This is a genomic window from Nocardiopsis sp. KDC1DS13DA1, from assembly GCF_055632325.1.
Genome location: NZ_JBVMUY010000014.1, coordinates 283,987 through 306,645 on the forward strand (window position 1 = coordinate 283,987; position 22,659 = coordinate 306,645).

The window sequence follows — 22,659 nt, forward strand, 5'->3', positions numbered from 1 at the left end:
GCCGGCGAGGAGTTCAGGGCCGGGCTTCGCGGTGCGCGGCCGGCGGGCGGTCGTGGGGCCTCGGCCGCCCTCGGCCTGGGCGGTGGTGGTCGGTCGGGTGCGCGGGCGCGGTTGCCTGCGGGGCGTGGTCAAGACGGCTCCGTCGTGGTCGTGGTGGTCGGTCGGGTGGGTGGCACCGCGCGGGGCCGCCACCCCGGAGCGGGGTGGCGGCCGGTCGCCGTGCGGATACCGGTCCCCTTCGGTACGGACACCGAAGGGGCCCGCGCCCGGATCAGCCGGGCACGGGCGGTGCGGCGGCCGCCGCGTCGGCCGAGACGGCCGCGGCGATGGAGTCGAGTGGTACCCGCAGCCAGTCGGGCCGGTTCCGCGCCTCGTACAGCACCTCGTACACGGCCTTGTCGAACTCGAAGGCCCGCAGCGCGGTGAGGTGTTCGTCCGGGTCGAGGCCGCCCGCGTCGGCGTACCCCGCGCAGAACGCGGCCCTGTTGTTCCGGGCCCAGGAGCGGGCGGCCCACTCCAACCCGGGGTCGTCCGGGTGCCGGACGAGCAGGTAGCCGGCGGCGTAGTCGAAGGAGCGGAGCATCCCGGCCACGTCCCGCAGGGGACTGGTCAGCCGCTGGCGCTCCCGCACGGACACCGTGGGTTCGCCCTCGAAGTCCAACAGCACCCATCCGGACGCCGTGCGGATCACCTGCCCCAGGTGGTAGTCGCCGTGGATGCGCTGGACCGGCAGCGGCTCGTCCGACCGGGCGAAGTCGGTGTAGGCCGCCATCACCCGCGGCGCGTACTCCGCCAGTTCCGGTACCTCCCCGCTGGCCACGGCCAGGCGTTCGATCATCGCCTCGGCGAGCTCGGAGACCGAGGTCGCCGACAGCACGTCCGTGGGCAGTGCCCGTGCCAGGGAGCCGTGTACCTCGGCCGTGGTCCGGCCCAACCGCTCGGCCTCCCCGGTGAACGCGTTCTCACCGTCGGCGGGGGAGCCGCCCACCAGTGCCCTGACGTTCCTGGTGGCCAGCACCCAGCCGTCCGTGGCCTGCGGGACGTAGGACTGGAGCATCGCCAGTGTGGTGGGCTCCTGGTGGCCGGGCAGATCCGCCTCGATCCAGCCGCACGTGCGCGCGACGTACGGTGAGCCGGTCAGCGCCATGGTCAGTTCCAGGTCGGGGTTGTGCCCCGGCCAGAGTCGGCGGAAGGTCTTCAGGACGTAGTCCTCCCCGAAGACCAGGGACGTGTTGGACTGCTCACCGGTGAGGACCCGGCCGTGCGCGCCGACCCGGATCGGGGCCCCGGGAAGCGTCCGGAACCGGACCCCGCCCCTGTTTCCGGGACAGGTCGGGGCGGCGAACCGTTCGAGCAGGACCGCGGTCAACTCCCGGTCGTGCGAGGCGTCGTAGACCGCGCGCGGGCGCCCGCCCGTCACGCGGCACACGCCGATGGTCTCGGCGGCCAGTTCCCCGGGCAGGGAGCGCGGCGTCCGTGAGCCCAGCAGCACCTGGTAGCGGGAACGGAGGCCGCGCTGCTCCGCCTCGACGACGACCACGTCCAGGCCGGGGCCGTCTCCGCGTGCGGACACCAGGGTGTGCCTGCTCGCGACGCGCAGGTCGTGGATGGGGACGCCCTTCCCGGAGAACCACCGTTGCCGGGGCAGCCAGGCGGCCAGGAGTTCTTCGAGTTTCGACATGTCAGCTCGGCCTGTTTCCCTTCCCGCCGCCACCCCTGTCGGAGCGCTCCGCGACCGGGTCCGGGGGACCCGTGACGGGGGCGGCGGCCCACGCGGGAGCGTCGGCGGCACCCCCGTGGCGCGCGGAGACACGACCCGCCGGAGTACTGGGCGTCGTGGTGACTGTGGTGTGGTGTCCCGCCCGCCGGTCGGGGACCGTCCGTCCGGCCGGGGCGCCGTCGGTGGCCCGGACACGGATTCCGGCTGCGGGCAGACCGTAGGACGGCACACCGTCGTGGTCTCTCCCGTCCGGCACCGCCGAGGTCTCGGCGGGCAGCTGGAACCAGTAGAAGCCGTGCCCGGGCAGGGTGAGCAGGTACGGGAGCTCCCCGATCTCCGGGAACCGCACGCCGCCGACGCACTCCACCGGGCTGACCCCGGTGTACTGGGACAGGTCCAGCTCCACCGGCTGCGGGAACCGGGAGAGGTTGTTGACGCACAGCATCCGGTCGTCGCCGTGCTCGCGGATGAACGCCAGGATGCTCGGGTTGGTGGCGTTGAGTTCGGTGAACTCACCGGTACCGAACACGGGGTGGCGCTTGCGGATCTGGATCATGCGCCGGGTCCAGTGCAGCAGCGAGCCGGGGTTGTCGCGCTGGGACTCGACGTTGAGCGCCTGGTAGCCGTAGACCGGGTCCATGATCAGCGGCAGGTAGAGCCTGGCGGGGTCACCCCGGGAGAAACCGGCGTTGCGGTCCGAACTCCACTGCATGGGCGTGCGTACCGCGTCGCGGTCGCCGAGCCAGATGTTGTCGCCCATACCGATCTCGTCGCCGTAGTACAGGACGGGCGAGCCGGGCAGCGAGAGCAGCAGGGCGGTGAACAGTTCGATCTGGTCGCGGTCGTTGTCCAGCAGCGGGGCGAGCCGCCTGCGGATCCCCACGTTGGCGCGCATGCGGGGTTCCTTGGCGTACTCGGAGTACATGTAGTCGCGCTCCTCGTCGGTGACCATCTCCAGGGTCAGCTCGTCGTGGTTGCGCAGGAAGATCGCCCACTGGCAGTTGCGTGGGATCGGCGGTGTCTGGGCGAGGATCTCCGAGATCGGGAAGCGCTGCTCCTGGCGCACCGCCATGAACATCCGCGGCATGAGCGGGAAGTGGAAGTTCATGTGGCACTCGTCGCCGCCGGACCCGAAGTCGCCGAAGTAGTCGACGACGTCGGACGGCCACTGGTTGGCCTCGCTCAGCAGGACGCGGTCGGGGTAGAGGCGGTCCACCTCGGAGCGCACCCGTTTGAGGAACTCGTGGGTCTCCTTCAGGTTCTCGCAGTTGGTGCCCTCGCGCTCGTACAGGTAGGGCACCGCGTCCAGGCGGAAGCCGTCGATGCCCAGGTCGAGCCAGTAGCGAAGGACCTCCAGGATCGCCTCCTGGACCGCCGGGTTCTCGAAGTTGAGGTCGGGCTGGTGGGAGAAGAAGCGGTGCCAGTAGTACTGGCCGCGGACCTCGTCGTAGGTCCAGTTGGACGTCTCGGTGTCGACGAAGATGATGCGCGCCTCGTCGTAGCGGTCGTCGGTGTCCGACCACACGTAGAAGTCGCCGTAGGGTCCGTCGGGGTCGGTGCGGGAGGCCTGGAACCACGGGTGCCGGTCGCTGGTGTGGTTCATGACCAGGTCGGTGATGACGCGGATGCCGCGCCGGTGCGCCTCGTCGAGGAGTTCCACGAAGTCGGCCGTGGTGCCGAACTCCGGGAGGATCGTGAAGTAGTCCGAGATGTCGTATCCGCCGTCGCGCAGCGGCGACTGGTACATCGGCAGCAGCCAGACGCAGTCGATGCCGAGCCACTGGAGGTAGTCCAGTTTCTGTACCAGGCCGGCCAGATCTCCGGTCCCGTCGCCGTTGGAGTCGAAGAAACCGCGGGCGAGTACCTCGTAGAAGACGGCGTGCTTGTACCAGTGGGGGTCACCGGTACCGCCCGAGGACATGAGCGGGCCGGTGGCGGCCCCGGTGGCTGGGGCGAGCGGACCGTGCTGGGCGTCTCCGCCGGGTCCGGGCTCGTCTGTGCTCATCAACTGCTCCCCACCAAGAAAGGTTCGACATCTGATCACGGGGCGTTCCGGACCGGGGGCCGGCGCGGCGGCCGACCCCCCTGCGTCCGGGGCCGCTATCTGCCGGTGGTGGTGAAGACGTGCGCGGGGGCGATCGCCGGGTCGAGGCGGACGTAGTTGTCCGCGCCCCAGACGTGGGTGCGGCCGGACAGCGCGTCGGTCACCGTGAGTTCCTCCTCCCAGGTGCGGCCGATGGACGGCAGGTCCAGGTGCACCGTCGCCTCGCGGGTGTGGTGCGGGTCGAGGTTGACGACCGTGACGACCAGGTCGTCGGGGTCTCCGGGGCGCTCACCGGGTCGGTGCTTGGAGAAGCAGAGCAGCTCCGGGCGGTCGACGTGGTGGAAGCGCAGGTTGCGCAGTTCACGCAGGGCCGGGTGCTCGCGGCGGAGCCGGTTGAGTGTGCTGATCAGCCCGCTCAGGGTGGTTCCGGCGGCCTCCGCGGCGGCCCAGTCGCGGGGGCGGTACTGGTACTTCTCCGAGTCCAGGTACTCCTCGCTGCCGGGGGCGGCGGGCGTGTTCTCGCACAGTTCGAACCCGGAGTAGATCCCCCAGGTCGGCGAGAGCAGTGACGCCAGGACCGCGCGGACGGCGAAGGCGGGCCGCCCGCCGTGCTGGAGGTAGGCGTGCAGGATGTCGGGTGTGTTGGCGAAGAGGTTGGGCCGCAGGTAGTGGGCCGTCTCCTGGCTGAGCTCGGTGAGGTAGCCCTGGAGCTCCTCCTTGCCGTTGCGCCAGGTGAAGTAGGTGTAGGACTGGTGGAAGCCCACCTTGGCCAGGGTCCGGAGCATGGCCGGGCGGGTGAAGGCCTCGGCCAGGAAGAGGACGTCGGGGTGCTCGCGGGCGACGTCCGCGAGCAGGCGCTCCCAGAAGGCGACCGGTTTGGTGTGCGGGTTGTCGACCCGGAAGATCCGCACGCCGTGGTCGATCCAGTGCCGCACGACGCGCAGGATCTCGGTGTACAGGCCGTCGGGGTCGGTGTCGAAGCAGAGCGGGTAGATGTCCTGGTACTTCTTGGGCGGGTTCTCGGCGTGGGCGATGGAGCCGTCGGCGCGGTGGGTGAACCACTCGGGGTGCTCGGTGACCCAGGGGTGGTCGGGAGAGCACTGCAACGCCAGGTCCAGGGCGATCTCCATGCCGTGCTCGGCCGCCTCGGCGACGAACGCGTCGAAGTCGGCGAGGGTGCCCAGATCGGGGTGGACGGCGTCGTGCCCTCCGTCGGCCGAACCGACCGCCCAGACCGAACCGGGTTCGCCGGGCTGCGCGGTCAGCGCGTTGTTCGCGCCCTTGCGGTGTGTGCCGCCCACCGGGTGGATCGGCGGCAGGTAGACCACGTCGAAGCCCATGTCGGCGATGGCGGGCAGTCGCTTGGCGGCGCTGGCGAAGGTGCCCGAGCGCTCGTGCCCGGGGGCGGTGTCGACCTGCGCGCCCTCGGACCGGGGGAAGAACTCGTACCAGGAGCCGAAGAGCGCGCGTTCGCGGTGCACGACGACCCGGGTCCGCCTGGAGCGGGTGACGAGTTCGCGGACGGGGTGGTCGGCCATCCAGGCGAGGACCTCGGGTGTCACGGCGGAGGCGAGGCGCTCCAGGGGCGGCAGCGAGGTGTCGCGCAGGACCTTCGCGGCCCTGGCCAGCGCGGGTGTGCGGGGGACGCGGCGGGCGGCGCGGGCGAGGATGCGCGCGCCCTCCTCCAGCACCAGGTCGGTGTCCTGGTCCAGGGGGAGTTTGACCTGGGCCGCCCGGTGCCAGGTGGTGAAGGGCTCGGTCCACGCCTCGACGGAGAAGGCCCAGCCGCCCTCGGTGGGCAGGCTGATCTCGGCCTCGTGGCGATCGGTGCCGGGGGCGTGTTCGCGCATGGGCACGAGTGCCTCGCGGCGGCCCTCGGGTGAGTGGAGGACGACGCCCGCGGCGAGGGAGTCGTGCCCCTCGCGGACGACCGTCGCCGCCACGGTGAAGCGTTCACCTGGAACGGCTTTCACGGGTCCGAGATCGTTGTCCGGAGAGATGTCAAGTATGGGCAGGCGTCCGATCACTGGCTACACCGTAATTGTCGTGGTTCGGGCGTTGTGGACTGCGGGAGGCTGGGTTTGAGATCGAAATAACGTGCAGTTAATACGAGGAAAGGCAGCGTTAACGAAGAGGCCGGGCAAAACTGTCCGGATTGCGGCTTCGGTGCCCTCCGCTGTCTATCGTCTGCCCTCCTGTGGGGTTTGGCGGAGTGTCGGGGCCGGATAATTTCTGTGATCCTCGTCACACTGGTCGTTCGGAGGCATGCCTGGTATTTGGCGGGTTTCACCTGGGCAAACTTCGCAAACAGTGCATAGCGCAACAGTCGATGCAGGGGTCTCTGTGGGTGTTTCGCATGGTTCTCTGGAGAAAAGTCGGAAAACTCCACGGTCGTGTTGCGCTCCGCGTCGTGCTGGGTAGGGATGATCGAATGCGTCCCTGGTTTGTCGGCTCGCATTCCGGACATCCCCAGGAGTCCGGCGTGTCCCCCTGAAAGCGCGTGCATCGGATTCGGTTCGTTCGTGATGCCGGGCCGCTCTGCGCGTGATCTCTCTTGATATCGAGTCTTTTCACTTGTGCTTCCCGGGTGTTGCGGAGATTGCGATGATGTGTCTCTGATGTTCGATATGGGAGCTTTGCCATGGATTGGGGAAGCTTTTCTGGGACACGCCCTGGATGCCGGTCCTCCCTTTGCGGGTCCCTTGGGAGGGTGGTCGGCGCAGTACCCGTCCCCCGCCGAGCGGGGGCGGGCGCCACACGGCGTGAGGGGGCGACGTGACGGGGTCGATCCGGAGGGCAGCATCGCGCGTGGAGGGAGCGCGCGCTCTCGCACGGCTGGTCGGGGTCGCGGTGGTGGCCGGCCTGTTGGTGGCCGCCCTGGTGCTGCCGTGGGTCGGGCCGGCGGGGATCGTCGGTCGCGACACCGCCGCCCTCTTCATGGCGATGCCCGACGACCTGGAGGTGCCCCGTCTGTCGGAGCGGGTCGTGCTCACCGACACCGACGGTCGGCCGTTCGCCGAGATCGCCGAGCGTGAGCGCGAGGTGGTCCCGCTCGACGAGATCAGCCCGTGGGTTCCCGCGGCACTGCTCGCGGTCGAGGACGACCGCTTCCACGAGCACCACGGCTTCGACCCGCAGGGTGTCCTGCGCGCGGCCGTGCTCACCTCCATGGGTCACACGCAGGGCGGCTCCACCATCACCCAGCAGTACGTGAAGAACCTGCTCATCGAGACGGCGGACAACGAGGGGGAGGCCGCCAGGGCGAGCGAGCGGAGCCTCGCCCGCAAGCTGGTCGAGCTCCGGTACGCGATCGGCCTGGAACGGCGGCTGACCAAGGACGAGATCCTGGAGGGCTACCTCAACCTCGCCTACTTCGGCGCCGGCGCGCACGGGATCGAGATGGGCGCGCGGCGGTACTTCTCCGTCCCCGCCGCCGACCTCGACCCGGCGCAGGCCGCGCTGCTGGTCGGGCTGGTGCGGGCACCGTCGTACTACGATCCGCTGACCAACCCCGAGGCCGCCCGGGGGCGGCGCGACCTGGTCCTGGGCCGGATGGTGGCCGTGGGGGAGCTGAGCCGGGAGGAGGCGGACCGGTACGCGGCCCGGGACCTCGGCCTGGATCCGACACCGCGCGGCGGGAGCTGCTACCACAGCGAGTACCCGTTCTTCTGCGACTACGTCATGCGCTGGCTGCGGCGCACGGACGTGCTCGGCGACACCGAGCAGGAACGGCTGCGCGTGCTGCGCCAGGGCGGACTGACCGTCCGGACCACGTTGGACGCGGACATGCAGGAGGCGGCCCAGGAGGCGGTCGACCGCCACGTGCCCCACGACGGGTCCACGCGCTTCGCCGCCCAGGCGCTCGTCGAACCCGGTACCGGGCAGGTGAGGGCGCTCGCCCAGAACCTGCGGTACGGCTTCGACGAGAACGATCCGGGGACGACCGCCATCAACCTCGCGGTCGACCGGCGTGACGGCGGGACCACCGGTTACCAGGCCGGGTCGACGTTCAAGACGTTCACCCTCGCCGCCGCGCTCGACGAGGGCATGGGTTACGGGACCAGTTTTCGGTCGCCCGGAAACAAGACGATCAGCGGTCTGACGAACTGCGACGGCGCCCGGATGGAACCGTGGAGCGTGCGCAACGCGGGCGAGAGCAACTCGGGCACGCACACCATGGTCACCGCGACCCGGGGGTCGGTGAACACCTACTTCGCGCAGCTCCAGCGCCGGGTGGGGCTGTGCGAGACCGCGACGATGGCCGAGCGCGCGGGTGTCCACCGCGCCGACGGGCAGCCGCTGGGGGTGTGGAGTTCGTTCACCCTGGGGGACCAGGAGGTCTCCCCGCTCACCCTGGCCGCCGCCTACGCCACGTTCGCCGCCCGGGGCGTGCACTGCGCCCCGGTACCGGTCGGCGCCGTGGTCGTCGGCCGACCGGGGGAGGAGGGCCACGAGGAGATCCCGGTCGAGGCCGCGTGCGAGCGCACGGTCGGCCAGCGGGTGGCCGACGGGGTGAACCACCTGCTCCAGGAGCCGTTCAACGGAGGCACGGCGGGCGGTCTCGGTATCGGGCGTCCGGCCGCGGGCAAGACGGGCACGACCGACGGGGCCGCCTACGCGTGGTTCGCGGGGTACACGCCGAACCTGGCCGCGGCGGTGGCGGTCGGAGACGTGCGGGGCGGTGAGCGCCACCCGCTCCAGGGGGTGACCATCGGCGGTCGGTACTACGGGATCGTCTACGGCGGAACCGTGCCCGGTCCGATCTGGCGGGACACGATGAGCGGGGCGACGGCGTCGCTCCCGGCGGAGGGGTTCGCGGCCTCGCCCGCGGCGTTCGGCGACCCTGACGCCGAGGCCTCCGGCGACGGGGACGAGGAGGAGGACGGAGAGGACGGTGACGGGTAGGCCGTGGGCTTGGGCCCGTCACGTCCTCAACGGACGCCCGCGGCACGGTACCCGCTGCCGTCGGAGCCGGGAACGCCGTGGCGGCCGGGGATCCGGACGGCCGCCGGAGACGGTGGGTGGGCCCGGCGAGGTCGGCTGACGCCACGAGCCGGGTGGTGCGTGTCACTACCAGGCAGTATGTGTCGCATAATGGTGCACAACCGACAGGGGAGCGCATGAGCGCTGAGAGTGCGGCACCGTCGCCGCAGACCCTTACACACCTGATCTGGGTAATGCCAGCGAAGGAAGTCGTAGGAACCGTCACCGGTGGCGTGTCTCCCGCGCACCGGTGTTCGCACGGTGCGCGCGGCACGCCCGCCGGGACGCTCTTGGCCGCATGGCCCCTCGTCACCCGACGAAGGGACAGGAATGAGCACCGACACCGGCTGGACCGGATACAAGCAGGGCCTCGTCAGCGGGATCCGCGGCTGGCGGACGGTCGACATCGTGGTCGCCGCCGTCATCGGCGTCGCGATCGGCGTCGTCTTCTGGCTGTGGAACATCGTGTGGACCGTCACGACCCCGCTGTTCGTGGGCTTCCCGCCCGGGCAGGCGGTCGTCTACGGCATGTGGCTGATCTCCGGGGTCCTGGGCGGCCTCATCATCCGCAAGCCCGGCGCCGCCCTCCTCACCTCGATCGCCGCCGCCTCCGTCTCGGCCGTGCTGGGCACCCAGTGGGGGATCATGGTCATCCTCGACGGCGCCCTCCAGGGCATCCTGCCCGAGCTGGTCTTCCTGGCCTTCGGCTACCGCCGTTGGGGCATGGGTGTGGCCGTCCTCGCCGCCGCCGTCGCCGGTATCTCCCCCGCCATCCGTGACAACATCACCTACAACGTCGCCTGGCCGATCGAGTTCAAGCTCGCCTACGGCGCCATCGTCATCGTCAGCGCCGCCGTCATCGCCGGAGTCGGCGCCCGCCTGATCACCACCGCGCTCGCCAGGACCGGCGCGCTGGCCCCCTTCCCGTCGGCCAAGGGCTGAGCGGGATGGGTGAGCGCCTCCACCCGGCTGGAGGGCCCGGCGCGCGCGTCGAGCTCTCCGGCTGGGGCTGGCAGCACTCCGGCCGGGACTCCCACGCCCTGCGCGGTGTCGATCTGACCATCGAACCCGGCGAACGCGTCCTCCTCCTGGGCGCCTCCGGGGCGGGCAAGTCGACCCTGCTGCACTCCCTCGCGGGGCTCACCGGCCCCGACAGCGCCATCAGCGGCGACCAGGAGGGCACCCTGCTGGTGGACGGCGAACCCGCCGACCGGCGGCGCGGCCTGGTCGGACTGGTCAGCCAGGACCCCGAGACGCAGCTGGTGATGGCGCGGGCCGGGGACGACGTCGCCTTCGGCCTGGAGAACCTCGGTGTGGACCCCGGCCTGATCTGGCCGCGCGTCGACGCCTCCCTCGACGAGGTGGGCTTCCCCTACGGACGGCGCCACTCGACCGGAGCCCTGTCCGGCGGCGAGAAGCAGCGCCTGGTCATCGCGGGGGCCCTGGCGATGCGCCCGCGACTGCTGCTCCTGGACGAGCCCACCGCCAACCTCGACCCCGACGGCGCCGCGCTGGTGCGCGGTGTCCTCCAGCGGCTCCTGGCCGAGACCGAGGCGACGCTCGTCCTGGTCGAGCACCGGGTGGCCGACGTCGTGGACCTGGTGGACCGGGTCGTGGTCCTGGAGCCGGGCGGCGGGGTGATCGCGGACGGCGAGCCCGGCGAGGTCTTCGCCGAGCACGGCCGATCCCTGGCCGACCAGGGGGTGTGGATCCCCGGTGAGGAGCCCGAACCGGACCTGCCCCCGGGGGCAGGCGGCTCCCCCCTGCTGGAGGCGGTCGGCGTCACCGCGCGCACCCCGTTCGAACTGGGCGCGCGCTCGGCGGCGCCGCGCACGGTGCTGTCGGGGGTCGACCTGTCCGTGACGGCCGGGACCGCCACGGCGCTGACCGGACCCAACGGCGCCGGCAAGTCGACGCTGCTGATGATGCTGGCGGGGCTGAGCAGGCCGTACCGCGGCGCGGTGCTCCCGCGCGGTCCGCTGGCCGAGGCCGACCGGCGTCCGCTGCGGCGCTGGCCCGCCCGCCGCCTGGCACGGCACGTGGGTACGGTCTTCCAGCACGCCGAGGACCAGTTCGTCACGCCCACGGTCCGCGAGGAGCTGCTGTTCGCCCCGCTGCGGGCGGGCATGGAGCGGGGCGCGGCCGACACGTGGGTCGACGAGCTGCTGGAGCGGCTGCGCCTGACCAGGCTCGCCGACGTGCACCCCTACACGCTCTCCGGCGGGGAGAAACGCCGCCTGTCGGTGGCCACCGCGCTCAGCTCCGGTCCCGCGCACGCCCCGGACGTCCTGGCCCTGGACGAGCCGACCTTCGGCCAGGACACGCGGACGTGGACGGAGCTCGTGGAGCTGCTGGGGGCCCTGCGGGCCGAGGGGCGGTCCGTGCTCATGGCCACCCACGACGAACTGCTGCTGCGGCACCTGACCGACACGCGCGTGCTCGTGGCCGGCGGGAGGGTGCGTACCACCGTGTCCGGCGGCCGTCCTCCGGGGACGGACGCGCCGCGGGTCGGTGCCGAACGGGAAGGGGGCAGCGAGTGAGCGCCGGACGTGAGGTCGGCCCTGCGCGCGGCGCGGACGGCGACGCGATGACCCTGGACGTGCCCGAGGACGGCGGCGCCCGGTACTGGATGACGGGACTCAACCCGGCGGCCAAGCTCCTGGCCGCCCTGATCCTCGCCCTGGGGCTGGTGCCCGCCGTGGACGCGGTCACCGGAGGCGTCGTGCTGGCCGTGGTGCTGCTGTCGGTGCCCTTCAGCGGGATCGACCGGCGCACCCTCCTCGTCCTGGGCGGCCCCTTCCTCCTCATGGGCCTGTCCAGCGGGCTGGTCAACTACCTGTACGGCGAGCACGGCGCGGAGGGGGCGGTGGGCGCCGCGGTCCGGCTTTTGGCGATCGCCCTGCCGGGGCTGCTGGCCGCGGCCAGCAGCGACCCCACCGAGATGTCGGACGGACTCGTCCAGCGGCTGCGCCTGCCGGAGCGGCCCGCGATGGGCGTGCTGGCGGCCCTGCGGCTCATCCCGCTGCTCGCCCACCAGTGGCGCACCATCAGCCTGGCGCGGCGGGCGCGCGGACTGGAGGCCGGACGCAATCCGCTCCGGGCGGTTCCGCTGTTCTTCGGTCGGTTGTTCGCGTTGCTGGTGCGTTCGATCCGGACCGGAACGCTGCTGGCCACCGCCATGGACGCGCGCGCGTTCGGTACCGGCCCCCGCTCCCGGGCCAGGACCAGCCACTGGCGCCGCGCGGACACGGCGCTGCTGGTGGCCGCGCCCGCGCTGCTCGTGGCCGCGTACGCGGTCTCCGGATCTCTGGGGACCCTGGTGCTGCTCTTCTCCTGACCCGGGTGATAGGTAGTCCAAGTAACCGCCGGGGCGCCGCGCAGCGGAGCAGGTGTCCGCTGGACGCGCCCCGGCCCCGAGACATCGTCGTCGAACGAATGAGGTGGAACCCGTGGGCGAGTTCGTGCGCGTGGAGACCGACCAGGAGCACCCGGCGGTCGCCGTGATCAGGGTGGACCGGCCCAAGGCGCTCAACGCGCTGAACGCGAAGGTGACCGGCGAGATCGCGGAGGCCGCGGCCGCGGTGTCCACGGACGCCGCCGTGCGCTCCGTGGTGCTCTACGGCGGGGAGCGCGCCTTCGTGGCAGGTGCCGACATCAAGGAGATGGCGCATCTCACCCACGCCCAGATGCTGGAGTACTCGCGCGGCCTCCAGAACGCCCTGACCGCCGTGGCCCGCATCCCCAAGCCGGTCGTGGCGGCCGTGAGCGGTTACGCGCTCGGCGGCGGCTGCGAGCTCGCGCTGGCCGCGGACTTCCGGGTCGCCGGGGCCAAGGCGAAGCTGGGCCTGCCCGAGATCACGCTCGGCGTCATCCCGGGGGCGGGCGGCACCCAGCGCCTGCCGCGCCTGATCGGCCCGGCCAAGGCCAAGGACCTCATCTTCACCGGCCGCCACGTACGGGCCGACGAGGCCCTGGAGATCGGCCTGGTGGACGAGGTCGTCGCGGACGAGGAGGTCTACTCCGCGGCCGTGGCCAGGGTCTCCCGTTACTCCGAGGGCCCGGCGGTGGCCCTGGCCGCCGCCAAGGAGACCGTCGACCGGGGGCTGGAGACCGACCTGGACAGCGGCCTGGAGATCGAGCGCCTGCACTTCGCCGGGTTGTTCGCGACCGAGGACCAGAAGAGCGGCATGCGCAGCTTCATCGAGCGGGGTCCGGGCAAGGCCGAGTTCTCGGGGCGCTGACGGCGCGTCGCCGCCCGTGCCCCGGCGCGCGGGCGGCGGTCACCGGAGCACGTCCGGTGCCGTCGCCCCGGCCGGGGACCGGGGATCGGACGGGAACCGATCGCGCTGATCTTCCGTCATACTCGTGGTGGTCCCCTCCGGCGACGGACCGTGGGGCGGAGCGCCGGAGCCCCCACACCCCGGCGGTAGCGAAAAGACCACACGGGCCCTGGACGGGTCCACGAGCCAACGACGACCCATCCCCCCGACCGATAGGCTGGACGAGGCGGAATGCGGTCTTTTGAGGGGATGAGTTCTCGATGGCAATGTCGGCAGGTTTCCCCACGGGTGAGGAGCTGCCGGAGCGCATCGGCCACTACGTGATCCGTCGCCGCATCGGGCAGGGCGGCATGGGCGTGGTGTACCAGGCCGAGGACCCCCGGACCGATCAGTTCGTCGCGGTGAAGGTTCTCAAGCCCGAGGTCGCGGGTGACCACATCGCCCGCGCCCGCCTCGCGCGCGAGGTCGAGACCATGCGCCGGGTGCAGAGCCCCAACGTGGCCGAGGTCATCGACGCGGACACCCAGGCCGAGCTGCCGTGGGTCGTCACGGAGTACATTCCCGGACCCACACTGGACGCGACGGTCACCGACCACGGTCCGCTGCGCGGCCGGGCGCTGACGCGCTTCGTCGCCGGGCTCGCCCGGGCGATCAAGGACATCCACGCCGTGGACGTGATCCACCGGGACCTCAAGCCCGGCAACGTGATCATCTCCAACGGTGAGCCGATCGTCATCGACTTCGGTATCGCGCACGCGGTCGACGGGGCCAAGCTGACCCAGACCGGCACCTTCGTCGGGACGCCCAGCTACCTGTCGCCCGAGGTCATCGAGGGGACCGACCTGGGCCCGGCCACCGACATCCACGCCTGGGGCGGAACGGTCGCCTTCGCCTCCACCGGGCGGCCGCCCTACGGCGCGGGGTCCTTCGAGGTCATCTTCTTCCGCATCCTCAACGGCGAGATCGACATGGACGGGACGCACGAGGCGCTGCGCCCGCTGGTCGCCGCCGCGGTCTCCCGGGACATGGCCCGCCGTCCCAACGCCGCGGAGCTGGTCGAGCGGACCGGACAGCTCAACCTGGACCTGCCCTGGACCGAGGAGACGGGTGTCGGATCCACCGGTCTGACCGGCAACCACACCGTGTACAACGCGCCCGTGGACGACCTCGGGGACCCGGGCGGCGGCCTGGGCGGAGCCGCGGCGGCCGGTGCGGCGGGTGCCGCTGCCGGAGGGGCCGCGGACTACCTCGCCAACCGCGCGGCCCGGGGCGAGGGCGGGTGGAGTCCCTCGCACACCGTCGGCGGCGGCTCGCAGCCGTCGACCGCGAGTTCCTGGACGGAGCCCGTCGAGCCCGTGCGTGGCCGCGACGACGCCGACGACGCCACGGACGACCTGTCGGGGCCGGCCTCCGCCGGCCGTGAGCCGCATGAGGAGGCCGCGCACGCCTCCGGCGGGGTCCAGGGGACCCAGCGGATCCGGCCCGACGACCTGCCCGATCGCGATGACGTGCAGGGAACGCAGATGCTCGACCCGGTCGCGGGAGACCCGCAGGGGACCATGATGATGCCCCCGCAGGAGCACCGGCCGGTCGAGAACCGCACGACGACCTACGAGGCGCCGGAGAACGACGCGCCGCAGACGCAGTTCTTCAACACGCCCCTGAGCCAGGGCGACTTCGGGGACATCCTGACGCCGGTCGAGCGCGACGGGCGCTCCCACCGCCAGACGCAGGAGTTCGACGGGGACGACTACGGCGACTACGAGGAGGAGCGCGGCGGCCTGCTGGGCCGGTTCCGGAGCGGTCGCAGCGACCGCCTGGGCGACTACTTCCGGGGCGGGGAGGACGAGTACGACGACGAGTACGACGACCACCCCGGATGGCGGATGCACCCGCTGACGCTCATCCCGATCATGGTGGCGCTGGCCGGTGTCGCGCTCTGGTTCCCGTGGTTCGGCTTCGCCCTCGGTGTGGCGGTGATCTCGATCCTGTCGGCGCTGGACGTGGTCAAGGCCGAGCACGCGCGGCGCTTGCAGACACGCGGCCCGCGCGACTCCGACACCATGGTCGTGGCGTTGAGCTTCCCCTGGGCCCTGGGGCGGATGCTCCTGCGCACGGTCGGGTTCTGCCTGATCTACCTGATCGGCGGGATCCTGGTCGGGATGGTCTACGCCCAGTTCTTCGAGACCGAGGGCGCGGGGGCCAACTGGACCGGTGCGTTCGCGGTCTTCGTGATGGTGCTGCTGGGCTACATCATGCCGAGCGGCCGTTCCGCCCGCCACCAGGCGGTGTGGCTGGTCCAGCGCGCGCGGTTCACCAACCTGTACCTCTACATCGGCGTGGTCGTCGCGACGGTCCTGCTGATGATGCTCATCCTGTCCATCGGGCTGACCGCCGCGCCCAGCTGGGCTCCGCTCGGCGGCCCCTCGGACTGGTTCTCCTAGGCCCGGACGGCCCCGGCGCGCCCGCGCCCCGGACGCCCTTCTCCCCGCGGGGGAGGAGGGCGCCGTCGTAGGGGCGGGGCCCTCCACGGGACGCCGGTCGCGGCGGCGCGGAGGCGCCCGCCTATGGTGGGAGGTGGGGGACGGGAGCCAGGCTGTCGGGGCGCCGCGCGGGTACCGCGCCGAGGGCGTCGACCGGGGGTATCGCCGCGAGGGCGGACCTGGTGGAGCCGTGGTTTTCCGGGCCCCCGGGCTCCGCGCTCCCGGTCGGGTGAGGTATTCCTAAGTCGATCCGGGGGGCGCGGGTTGGTTGTGAAGCTACTAGCCAGTAACATATGGGTATAGCACACCGCGGGACGGGGTTGACGTGAACGCCGGACCCGCCGTCGGATGACCGAACGGCATTCGGCATTGTTGGCAGTACGGGGCGCGCCAGCGTCCGCTCCGCCACACGGCGGATCATGGAGTGCAGGGAGGTCGGCCACCGGCCATGAAGATTGTCGTTTTGGTCAAGCAGGTCCCGGACACGGCGACCGAACGGAAGCTCAACGCCGATGACAAGACGCTCGACCGAGCAGCGTCCGACGGCGTCATCAACGAGCTCGACGAGTACGCCATCGAAGAGGCGCTCCTGCTCAAGGAGAAGCACGGCGGCGAGGTCACCATCCTGACGATGGGCCCCGACCAGGCCACGGACTCCATCCGCAAGGCCCTGTCCATGGGCGCGGACAAGGCCGTCTTCGTCAACGACGACGCCATCCACGGCTCGGACGCGCTCCAGACCGCCTACGCGCTCGCGCAGGCCCTGGGCACCATCGAGTACGACCTGGTCGTCCTCGGCTCCGAGTCCACCGACGCGCGCACGGGCGTCATCGGCGCCGCGCTCGCCGAGTACCTCGGCCTGCCGCAGCTCACGCTCGCGGGCAAGGTCGACGTCGACGGCGGCGCCATCAAGATCCAGCGTCAGACCGACTACGGCTACGACGTCGTCGAGGCCCAGCTCCCGGCGGTCGTCTCCGTGGTCGAGAAGATCAACGAGCCGCGCTACCCGTCCTTCAAGCTCATCATGCAGGCGAAGAAGAAGCCGGTCGACAAGAAGTCGGCCGCCGACGCGGGTATCGACACCGGCAGGGTCGGCCTGGCGAACGCCACCACCGAGACCGTCGACTTCGCCGCCGCGCCGCCGCGCGCCGCGGGCACGATCGTCAAGGACGAGGGCGACGGCGGCGCGAAGATCGCCGACTTCCTCGCCGAGAAGAAGTTCGTGTAGGCCAGGCGAGAGACTCAGGAAGGTTCAAGGATTATGGCTGAGGTCCTCGTCCTCGTCGACCACGTCGACGGACAGGTCAAGAAGGTCACCACCGAGCTGCTGACCGCGGCCCGCCGCATCGGCGAGCCCGCGGCGGTGTGGGTCGGTGACGGTGCCGAGTCGGGCAAGGCCGCGCTGGCCGAGTTCGGTGCGGAGAAGGTGTACGTGGCTCCGGCCGAGCTGAACGACTACGTCGTGGCTCCCAAGGCCGAGCTGCTGGCCAAGCTGGCGCAGGAGAAGTCCGCCGCCGCGATCCTGGTCTCGGCCACCGCCGAGAACAAGGAGGTCGCCGGTCGGACCGCCGTGAAGCTGGGGTCGGGCGTCCTCACCGACGTCGTGGACGTCAACGCCGAGCTGGTGGCCGAGCACAGCATCTTCGGTGGCGCCACGGTCACGCACGCCCGGGTGAAGACCGGCGTTCCCGTCATCGCGGTCCGCCCGAACTCCGTCCCGGCCGAGGCCGCGGCCGGTGCCGCCGCCGAGGAGGCGGTCTCCGTGGACGTCTCCGACGCCGCCAGGACCGCCAAGGTCGTCGAGCGCGTCGTGCAGGAGAAGGGTGCCCGCCCGGAGCTCACCGAGGCCGCGATCGTGGTCTCCGGTGGCCGCGGTGTGGGTTCGGACGACTTCTCCGTGGTGGAGGGCCTGGCCGACTCGCTCGGCGCCGCCGTGGGTGCCTCCCGCGCCGCCGTGGACTCGGGCTGGTACCCGAACCAGTTCCAGGTCGGTCAGACCGGTAAGACGGTCAGCCCGAACCTGTACATCGCGCTGGGCATCTCCGGTGCCATCCAGCACCGTGCGGGCATGCAGACCTCGAAGAACATCGTCGCGGTCAACAAGGACCCCGAGGCGCCGATCTTCGAGCTCGCCGACTTCGGTGTCGTGGGCGACCTGCACACGGTCGCCCCGGCGCTGACCGAGGAGATCAACAAGCGCAAGTAGTTCGCGCGCGGTTCCCGAACGCCCGGCCAGGGGGGAGTGCCCCCAGCCGGGCGTTCGTGTGCCTGGAGGGGCGAGCGGGGGGGAGGGGTCAGAGGGTGTCGCGCCTGGTGGTGTCGAGGAAGGCGTGCCACTCGGCGGAGTCGAAGGCGAGGAAGCCGAGGTTGCGGTGCTTCGTGTCGCGCATGGCCGCACCCCAGGCCAGGTCGGCGACTTCGACGCAGGCGGCCTCACCCTGTGAGTGGCTGGACTTCCGGAAGGACACAGGGGACGGCGCGACCTCAACGCAGTTGGTGTTCCTGCCGCTGTAGGAGCTCTTGCGCCAGATGACTTCGTGATGGGATGGCGCGTTCATAGCTGTGGTCCTTGTCCGGAGCCGAGTTCGTGGGCGATGGCCGCAATGAAATCGGATGATTCGTCAGGATTCATCGCAGTTGCTCTCAGGCTATCGATCTCCTCGCGGTAGAAGGCGATCTCCCGCTCATCCTCGAGGAAGAACGTGGAGATCTTGTGCTCCACGTGGACGACGGTCCTTGCCTTGTCGAAGCCCAGGAGCATGAACGACCCATCGAGCCCGCGGTGACCGCCCAGATCGAACGGAAGTACACGTACGGACACGTTGGGCCGTTCAGCGGCTTCGACGATGTGCCGCAGTTGTCTGGACATCCCTTGCACTGGCAGTAGTGGGCGACGAAGTGCGGACTCGTCGACGATGAAGTCCAGAAGGGGTGGTGAATCTCGCGTCAGGAGTGCTTGGCGTGCCATGCGGGCGGAAACCCTGGTTTCGAGATCAGTGTCCGCGACGCCGCATGCCTTCATCAGCGCCCGGATGTAGTCCGGCGTCTGGAGCAGCCCAGGGATGATGATCGGCTCCAGATTGACGATCTCGGTGGCCTCGCTCTCCAATCTGATGAGGGTGCGAGAATCCCGCGACATCGCGTCCTGCTTCTCCCACAGACCAGGTTCGTCGACCTTCTCCGCCGCTTCGATCAGTTGTTCTCGCTCGTTGCCGACGACTCCGTAGGCCACGAGCAGGGCGGAGACATCTGCGGGCGTGATGCCCTGTTTGCCGGTTTCTATCTTGGAGATCTTGGACTGCTGCCACCCGAGCTGCTTCGCGACGGCGGTGCTGCTGAGCTTGCGAGCCACGCGGATTGACCGGAGCTCCGAGCCCAGGTTGCGTCCCGCTACGGTGGGCTGTTTCGATCCCACAAGACCTCCTGCTTCGCGGTGTGATGCGGCGAGCCTAGCGAGGCCCAAGACGCAGGTTCCTTACCTTCCGGCCAGAAGAAGCTGTCTCGTAAGGTCAATCTCGCAGAAGTGCTCGCATGCGATGAGAATAAATGCTTCACTCATTCTATCTGTTGGTGGTCGGCAGGACTGAGGGGGAAGCATGGTGCGTGTGCGCTCTGGAACCGACGAAGTTCGGACGAACGCGTCCAAGAGTGAGCAGGGTGTGGAGAGGTTGGAGTGGGCCAGGTTCGGAGAGCGGGTGCGGGCGGCGCGTGAGAGTGCGGGCCTGTCTCCGGACGACCTGACCCAGCGGGAGGTGTGCTGCGGCGGCACCGTACGGCGTGTCGAGTCGGGCGACTACGTCCCGGCCCGGCACCTGGTCGCCTACCTTGAACGCGCGATCGGCAGCGGCGGCGTGCTGCTGGACGCCTGGGCGCGGGCGGTCATCCAGTCCCACCTGGCCGAGGGCGCGCCGGTCGAAGCGTTCCAGAGCGACGCCGCCCAGATCCGCGAGTTCAACCCGGGGGTCATCCCCGAGTTCTTCCAGACCGAGGACTACACGCGCGCCTTGGGCGAGGCGGCCCGACCGCTGGCGGCCAGTCTCCCCGCCACGGAGGTGGACCGGCTCCGGAGTGTCCGGGTCTCGTCGTACAACTCCTGCATCCAGCCCTACTTCTGCGTGGTCATGAACGAGTCGGCGCTCAGGGCGAACATCGGCACCCCCGGCACCATGCGCGAACAGCGCCAGCACCTGGCCCGCATGGTCAGCCTCGACAACGTGAATCTCCACGTCATCCCGAACGGCACCCGGCTGCACCCCTGCCGCTCCGGACCCTTCCGGGTGCTCTCGTTCAGCCCGCACCGACTGGTCGCGTACGTGCCCGCGCCCTGCGGACCGGGCCAGCTCATCACCGATCCCACCCACACCGCCGAGTACGCGGACCTCTTCGAGGCGCTCAAGGGGGAGGCGCTGTCCCGGACGGAGTCCCTGGAGTTGTTGGAGAGTCTCGTGGGGGAGCCGGACGCGGCATCGGAGTCGGAGCGGGCGTCCGAGGCGACGGGCGCGAGTGGTCGCGTTCACGTCGTCCGCTGAAGCAGGAAAGCCCTGGCGAACGTTGAATGCGCTCCCAGGGCGTGGCCAGCAGAAAAGGAAATACCAGCATGCTCATCGTTCCACAGCCGCGGACCCTGACCTCGCTGCTGCCCGTCGTCCAGGGGCACCGGTGGCCCGCACGTGAGTATCCGGGTGACCTGTCCCAGTGCTCGCGAGTCCGGGCCGACCTGCGCACGGATCTGGCAGAGCTGCCCAACCTGACCGAGACCATCGTCTTGTGCGCCAGCGAGGCCTTCGCCAATGCCGCCGAGCACTCCCGCTCCGGCGAGGACGGTGGTCGGATCCTCCGCGCCCTGTACGCCCCCACTCCGTGGACCCTGCGCTTGGTGGTCGTGGACGACGGGACGAGGGAGAGCAGCCCGAAGATCCCGAGTCAGCGCACGGATCGGGAGTGGGAGGAGGCCGACCGGGGGCGCGGCCTGTTCCTGATCGAGACGCTGTCGTCGGCTTGGGGCACCTACCCGGTCGTCCCCTTCCCCTTCTGCGCGGACCTCGGCACCGCCGTGTGGGCGCAGTTCACACTGACGGAGCCGATCCGATGAGCGCGGCGACGTTGAACCCCCGGATGCGCACCGTCTTCGACGCGCCCCGGGGCCGGAGGTTCGCTCCCGGGGCTGCTGTTCGTAGGAGGGGTGAGGACCCGTGGTTCAGCCCGCGCGGTAGGGCCATGCTGGATCAGATGCGGGGCAACCCCCGGGTCGAGTACCGCCTCGAACACGGTCCCCTGCCACCGTGGATGAACGTCACGGCGGACCGGCCCGACGGGTCGGAGCGTGGCGACGACGGTCGACGCTGTGGGTCACCTGGGCGGCACAGGAAACAGCGTGGGGTGCCATGGTGGCTCGCGGCGTCCTACTGCCTCGCGGTCGTCGTGGGCGTGACGCTCAGTCAGGTCGTCTTCGCGTTGCTGTGACCGCACGGTGCAGAATCGTCAGATATTCTTTTACATCTAGAAATTCTAGGAATACCCTTGAATTGGCCAAGGCTCTCGAACGAGGAGTCCCCTCCCTTGAAGCTGAGCAAGATCACCGATGGGTGCGAGAACAAGAACTGCCCGGCCGTCTATGAGACGGATCGCGGGACCATGATCGTCCAGGGCCACGTCATCACCGACCCCCAAGTGCTGGCACAGCTCGGCCTCTCCGAGGACGAGAGTGCTGTCGAGGTGCCCGCTGACATGCTCAAGGAGGCCCGACTTGTATCTGAGTGACGAGCAGTTCGACGAGCTGTTCGACGGCGCGACCAAGAGCGTGTTCCGGTTGGAGACCCTGCCCGTCTACAACCCGGTCTCGGAAGCCGCGACCCTGGAGTCCTATCTGGCTGGGGATCCCTGCCCGCGGATCGGGGCCACCACCCCGTACATGCAGGAAGTCAAGGACCAGACGGCTCAGGGGATCCGGCGCTATCGAGTCCATGTCGTGCGGAGTCCCCTGACGGACTACCTCCGCTACGAGATGGAGTGGGGGTACACCTTCACCTCTCAGGCGGGGGAAGAGATCTTCGTCCTCGACACCACCGAACATGGCCGCCCTGACGAGCTCGTCGACGAGGACTTCTGGTTCTTCGACGACACCCGTGTGGTGCGGATGGACTACCGAGAGGACGGCGAGTACCTCGGCAAGGAGCTCCTGGAACAGCCGAACCTGGACCACTACCGTGCCCAGCGGGACATCGCGATGGCGAAGGCCGTACCCTTCAACGAGTATTGGAGCGCCCATCCGCAATATCACAGGGACTGATGGCCAGACTTGAATCGTTCGAACGCGACCGTGCGGAGTTGGCGGAGCACCTGCGCCGACTCCGCACGGCTTCTGGCATGTCCGGGGTCGCCGCAGCGGCGCGACTGGGCTGGAGCCAGTCCAAGATCTCCAAAATCGAAACGGGGAAGGCTACTCCATCCGCTGAGGACGTACGGCTGTTGGCCGATCTGTACCGACCTGATGACGACGAACGGCGTGCTCTGGAGGATCGCGCCGAGGAGTTGAACGACCGGTACCGCTCCCTGCGCATGTTGCGTAAGCGAGGACTGGAGCACGAACAGCAGGGCATCAAGCGAATCGAGTCCTCGACCACCCTCCTTCGAGTCTTCGAACCGAGCACGATTCCGGGGCTGCTGCAGACGGCCGAGTACGCCAGGGCGGTGTTCAGCCGACCTTTGTCCTGTGCGGGTGTCGATGCTGTGCGCGCTGCGGCGGCCCGGCTTGACCGTCAATCAGCGCTGTTCCAGCCCGACCGGAACTTCCACTTCGTCGTCACCGAGGCAGCGCTGCGTTGGCGGATGGGCGGTTCTGCGACGATGGCCGCGCAGATGGACCGCCTGGCGAACCTGTCGACTCTGTCGAACGTGCGCCTGGGAGTGCTTCCGTGGCGGGTCGAGGTCCCTGAGATCCCCGTCAACGGCTTCGACATCCGGGATGACCGCGAAGTCGCTGTCGAGAACTTCACCACGCATCGGGTGCTGACCGACCCCAGGGACGTTGACTTCCACCTGCGAATGTTCGAGTGCTTCGCCGACGCCGCGATCTACGACGACGAGGCGCGCGCCTTCCTCGCGGAGCTGACCCGAGAGCACACCTGAGGCGTCCTCGCATCCCCCGTT

19 protein-coding genes and 1 riboswitch are annotated in these 22,659 nt (G+C 70.2%); of the genes, 14 read left to right on the top strand and 5 right to left on the bottom strand.

Going from position 1 to position 22,659, the window contains the following annotated elements; genetic code table 11:
* Positions 1–271: 271 nt before the first annotated feature.
* The 3 genes from ACTVAJ_RS09620 to ACTVAJ_RS09630 all read right to left on the bottom strand — a co-directional run bounded on the left by ACTVAJ_RS09620 (position 272) and on the right by ACTVAJ_RS09630 (position 5,791).
* Positions 272–1,681 (bottom strand): maltokinase N-terminal cap-like domain-containing protein, encoded by a 1,410-nt coding sequence (locus tag ACTVAJ_RS09620; RefSeq protein WP_470387727.1) that lies wholly within the window; start codon positions 1,679–1,681, stop codon positions 272–274.
* A 1-nt stretch (position 1,682) separates the two neighbouring features.
* Positions 1,683–3,725 carry a maltose alpha-D-glucosyltransferase gene (gene treS / locus ACTVAJ_RS09625; RefSeq protein ID WP_470387728.1) on the bottom strand — a complete coding sequence of 681 codons (2,043 nt, stop codon included), beginning with the start codon at positions 3,723–3,725 and terminating at the stop codon, positions 1,683–1,685.
* A gap of 95 nt (positions 3,726–3,820) precedes the next feature.
* Positions 3,821–5,791 carry an alpha-1,4-glucan--maltose-1-phosphate maltosyltransferase gene (locus tag ACTVAJ_RS09630; protein WP_470387729.1) on the bottom strand — a complete coding sequence of 657 codons (1,971 nt, stop codon included), beginning with the start codon at positions 5,789–5,791 and terminating at the stop codon, positions 3,821–3,823.
* 748 nt (positions 5,792–6,539) lie between these two features.
* Here ACTVAJ_RS09630 and ACTVAJ_RS09635 point away from each other — a divergent pair.
* From ACTVAJ_RS09635 to ACTVAJ_RS09670, 8 genes are all read left to right on the top strand, one after another.
* Positions 6,540–8,669 (top strand): transglycosylase domain-containing protein, encoded by a 2,130-nt coding sequence (locus ACTVAJ_RS09635; RefSeq protein WP_470387730.1) that lies wholly within the window; start codon positions 6,540–6,542, stop codon positions 8,667–8,669.
* 195 nt (positions 8,670–8,864) lie between these two features.
* Positions 8,865–8,973: riboswitch (TPP riboswitch) on the top strand.
* 104 nt (positions 8,974–9,077) lie between these two features.
* A complete protein-coding gene (locus ACTVAJ_RS09640) occupies positions 9,078–9,689 on the top strand; it encodes an ECF transporter S component (protein WP_470387731.1) in 612 nt (203 codons plus the stop codon).
* 5 nt (positions 9,690–9,694) lie between these two features.
* Positions 9,695–11,287 (top strand): ABC transporter ATP-binding protein, encoded by a 1,593-nt coding sequence (locus tag ACTVAJ_RS09645; protein ID WP_470387732.1) that lies wholly within the window; start codon positions 9,695–9,697, stop codon positions 11,285–11,287.
* A gap of 47 nt (positions 11,288–11,334) precedes the next feature.
* Positions 11,335–12,084, top strand: coding sequence for an energy-coupling factor transporter transmembrane component T family protein (locus ACTVAJ_RS09650; protein ID WP_470387882.1), 750 nt, complete (start codon positions 11,335–11,337; stop codon positions 12,082–12,084).
* Between the two features lie 112 nt (positions 12,085–12,196).
* Positions 12,197–12,988: an enoyl-CoA hydratase/isomerase family protein gene (locus ACTVAJ_RS09655; protein WP_470387733.1), complete on the top strand. Its 792-nt coding sequence runs from the start codon at positions 12,197–12,199 to the stop codon at positions 12,986–12,988.
* A 299-nt stretch (positions 12,989–13,287) separates the two neighbouring features.
* The gene (locus tag ACTVAJ_RS09660; protein ID WP_470387734.1) at positions 13,288–15,471 is read left to right on the top strand and encodes a protein kinase domain-containing protein; all 2,184 of its coding nucleotides are present in this window, start codon (positions 13,288–13,290) and stop codon (positions 15,469–15,471) included.
* A 487-nt stretch (positions 15,472–15,958) separates the two neighbouring features.
* A complete protein-coding gene (locus ACTVAJ_RS09665; RefSeq protein WP_470387735.1) occupies positions 15,959–16,738 on the top strand; it encodes an electron transfer flavoprotein subunit beta/FixA family protein in 780 nt (259 codons plus the stop codon).
* A 33-nt stretch (positions 16,739–16,771) separates the two neighbouring features.
* Complete coding sequence (locus ACTVAJ_RS09670) at positions 16,772–17,716, top strand: electron transfer flavoprotein subunit alpha/FixB family protein (RefSeq protein WP_470387736.1); 945 nt, start codon at positions 16,772–16,774, stop codon at positions 17,714–17,716.
* 88 nt (positions 17,717–17,804) lie between these two features.
* On the opposite strand, the gene ACTVAJ_RS09675 is transcribed toward ACTVAJ_RS09670, so the two are convergent.
* The gene (locus tag ACTVAJ_RS09675; protein WP_470387737.1) at positions 17,805–18,068 is read right to left on the bottom strand and encodes a DUF397 domain-containing protein; all 264 of its coding nucleotides are present in this window, start codon (positions 18,066–18,068) and stop codon (positions 17,805–17,807) included.
* Complete coding sequence (locus ACTVAJ_RS09680; protein WP_470387738.1) at positions 18,065–18,925, bottom strand: helix-turn-helix domain-containing protein; 861 nt, start codon at positions 18,923–18,925, stop codon at positions 18,065–18,067. The genes ACTVAJ_RS09675 and ACTVAJ_RS09680 overlap by 4 nt, the downstream gene beginning before the upstream one ends.
* A gap of 190 nt (positions 18,926–19,115) precedes the next feature.
* On the opposite strand from ACTVAJ_RS09680, the gene ACTVAJ_RS09685 reads away from it, so the two are divergent.
* The 6 genes from ACTVAJ_RS09685 to ACTVAJ_RS09710 all read left to right on the top strand — a co-directional run bounded on the left by ACTVAJ_RS09685 (position 19,116) and on the right by ACTVAJ_RS09710 (position 22,638).
* Entirely contained in the window at positions 19,116–20,039 is a 924-nt protein-coding gene (locus ACTVAJ_RS09685; protein WP_470387739.1) for a helix-turn-helix domain-containing protein, read from the top strand.
* Between the two features lie 68 nt (positions 20,040–20,107).
* Complete coding sequence (locus tag ACTVAJ_RS09690) at positions 20,108–20,602, top strand: ATP-binding protein (RefSeq protein ID WP_470387740.1); 495 nt, start codon at positions 20,108–20,110, stop codon at positions 20,600–20,602.
* Positions 20,599–20,973, top strand: a complete 375-nt coding sequence (locus ACTVAJ_RS09695) for a hypothetical protein (RefSeq protein ID WP_470387741.1) — start codon at positions 20,599–20,601, stop codon at positions 20,971–20,973. The genes ACTVAJ_RS09690 and ACTVAJ_RS09695 overlap by 4 nt, the downstream gene beginning before the upstream one ends.
* A 96-nt stretch (positions 20,974–21,069) precedes the next feature.
* Positions 21,070–21,270, top strand: a complete 201-nt coding sequence (locus tag ACTVAJ_RS09700) for a hypothetical protein (protein ID WP_470387742.1) — start codon at positions 21,070–21,072, stop codon at positions 21,268–21,270.
* Positions 21,257–21,799: a DUF6879 family protein gene (locus ACTVAJ_RS09705; RefSeq protein ID WP_470387743.1), complete on the top strand. Its 543-nt coding sequence runs from the start codon at positions 21,257–21,259 to the stop codon at positions 21,797–21,799. The genes ACTVAJ_RS09700 and ACTVAJ_RS09705 overlap by 14 nt, the downstream gene beginning before the upstream one ends.
* Positions 21,799–22,638: a helix-turn-helix domain-containing protein gene (locus tag ACTVAJ_RS09710; protein ID WP_470387744.1), complete on the top strand. Its 840-nt coding sequence runs from the start codon at positions 21,799–21,801 to the stop codon at positions 22,636–22,638. Before ACTVAJ_RS09705 ends, ACTVAJ_RS09710 begins: the two co-directional genes overlap by 1 nt.
* Positions 22,639–22,659 lie beyond the last annotated feature (21 nt).

Coding starts and splice junctions, on each gene's coding strand:
- ACTVAJ_RS09620 (WP_470387727.1), bottom strand. CDS start 1,681: ATGTCGAAACTCGAAGAACTCCTGGCCGCCTGGCTGCCCCGGCAACGG.
- treS (WP_470387728.1), bottom strand. CDS start 3,725: ATGAGCACAGACGAGCCCGGACCCGGCGGAGACGCCCAGCACGGTCCG.
- ACTVAJ_RS09640 (WP_470387731.1), top strand. CDS start 9,078: ATGAGCACCGACACCGGCTGGACCGGATACAAGCAGGGCCTCGTCAGC.
- ACTVAJ_RS09645 (WP_470387732.1), top strand. CDS start 9,695: ATGGGTGAGCGCCTCCACCCGGCTGGAGGGCCCGGCGCGCGCGTCGAG.
- ACTVAJ_RS09650 (WP_470387882.1), top strand. CDS start 11,335: ATGACCCTGGACGTGCCCGAGGACGGCGGCGCCCGGTACTGGATGACG.
- ACTVAJ_RS09660 (WP_470387734.1), top strand. CDS start 13,288: ATGGCAATGTCGGCAGGTTTCCCCACGGGTGAGGAGCTGCCGGAGCGC.
- ACTVAJ_RS09665 (WP_470387735.1), top strand. CDS start 15,959: ATGAAGATTGTCGTTTTGGTCAAGCAGGTCCCGGACACGGCGACCGAA.
- ACTVAJ_RS09670 (WP_470387736.1), top strand. CDS start 16,772: ATGGCTGAGGTCCTCGTCCTCGTCGACCACGTCGACGGACAGGTCAAG.
- ACTVAJ_RS09675 (WP_470387737.1), bottom strand. CDS start 18,068: ATGAACGCGCCATCCCATCACGAAGTCATCTGGCGCAAGAGCTCCTAC.
- ACTVAJ_RS09690 (WP_470387740.1), top strand. CDS start 20,108: ATGCTCATCGTTCCACAGCCGCGGACCCTGACCTCGCTGCTGCCCGTC.
- ACTVAJ_RS09695 (WP_470387741.1), top strand. CDS start 20,599: ATGAGCGCGGCGACGTTGAACCCCCGGATGCGCACCGTCTTCGACGCG.
- ACTVAJ_RS09710 (WP_470387744.1), top strand. CDS start 21,799: ATGGCCAGACTTGAATCGTTCGAACGCGACCGTGCGGAGTTGGCGGAG.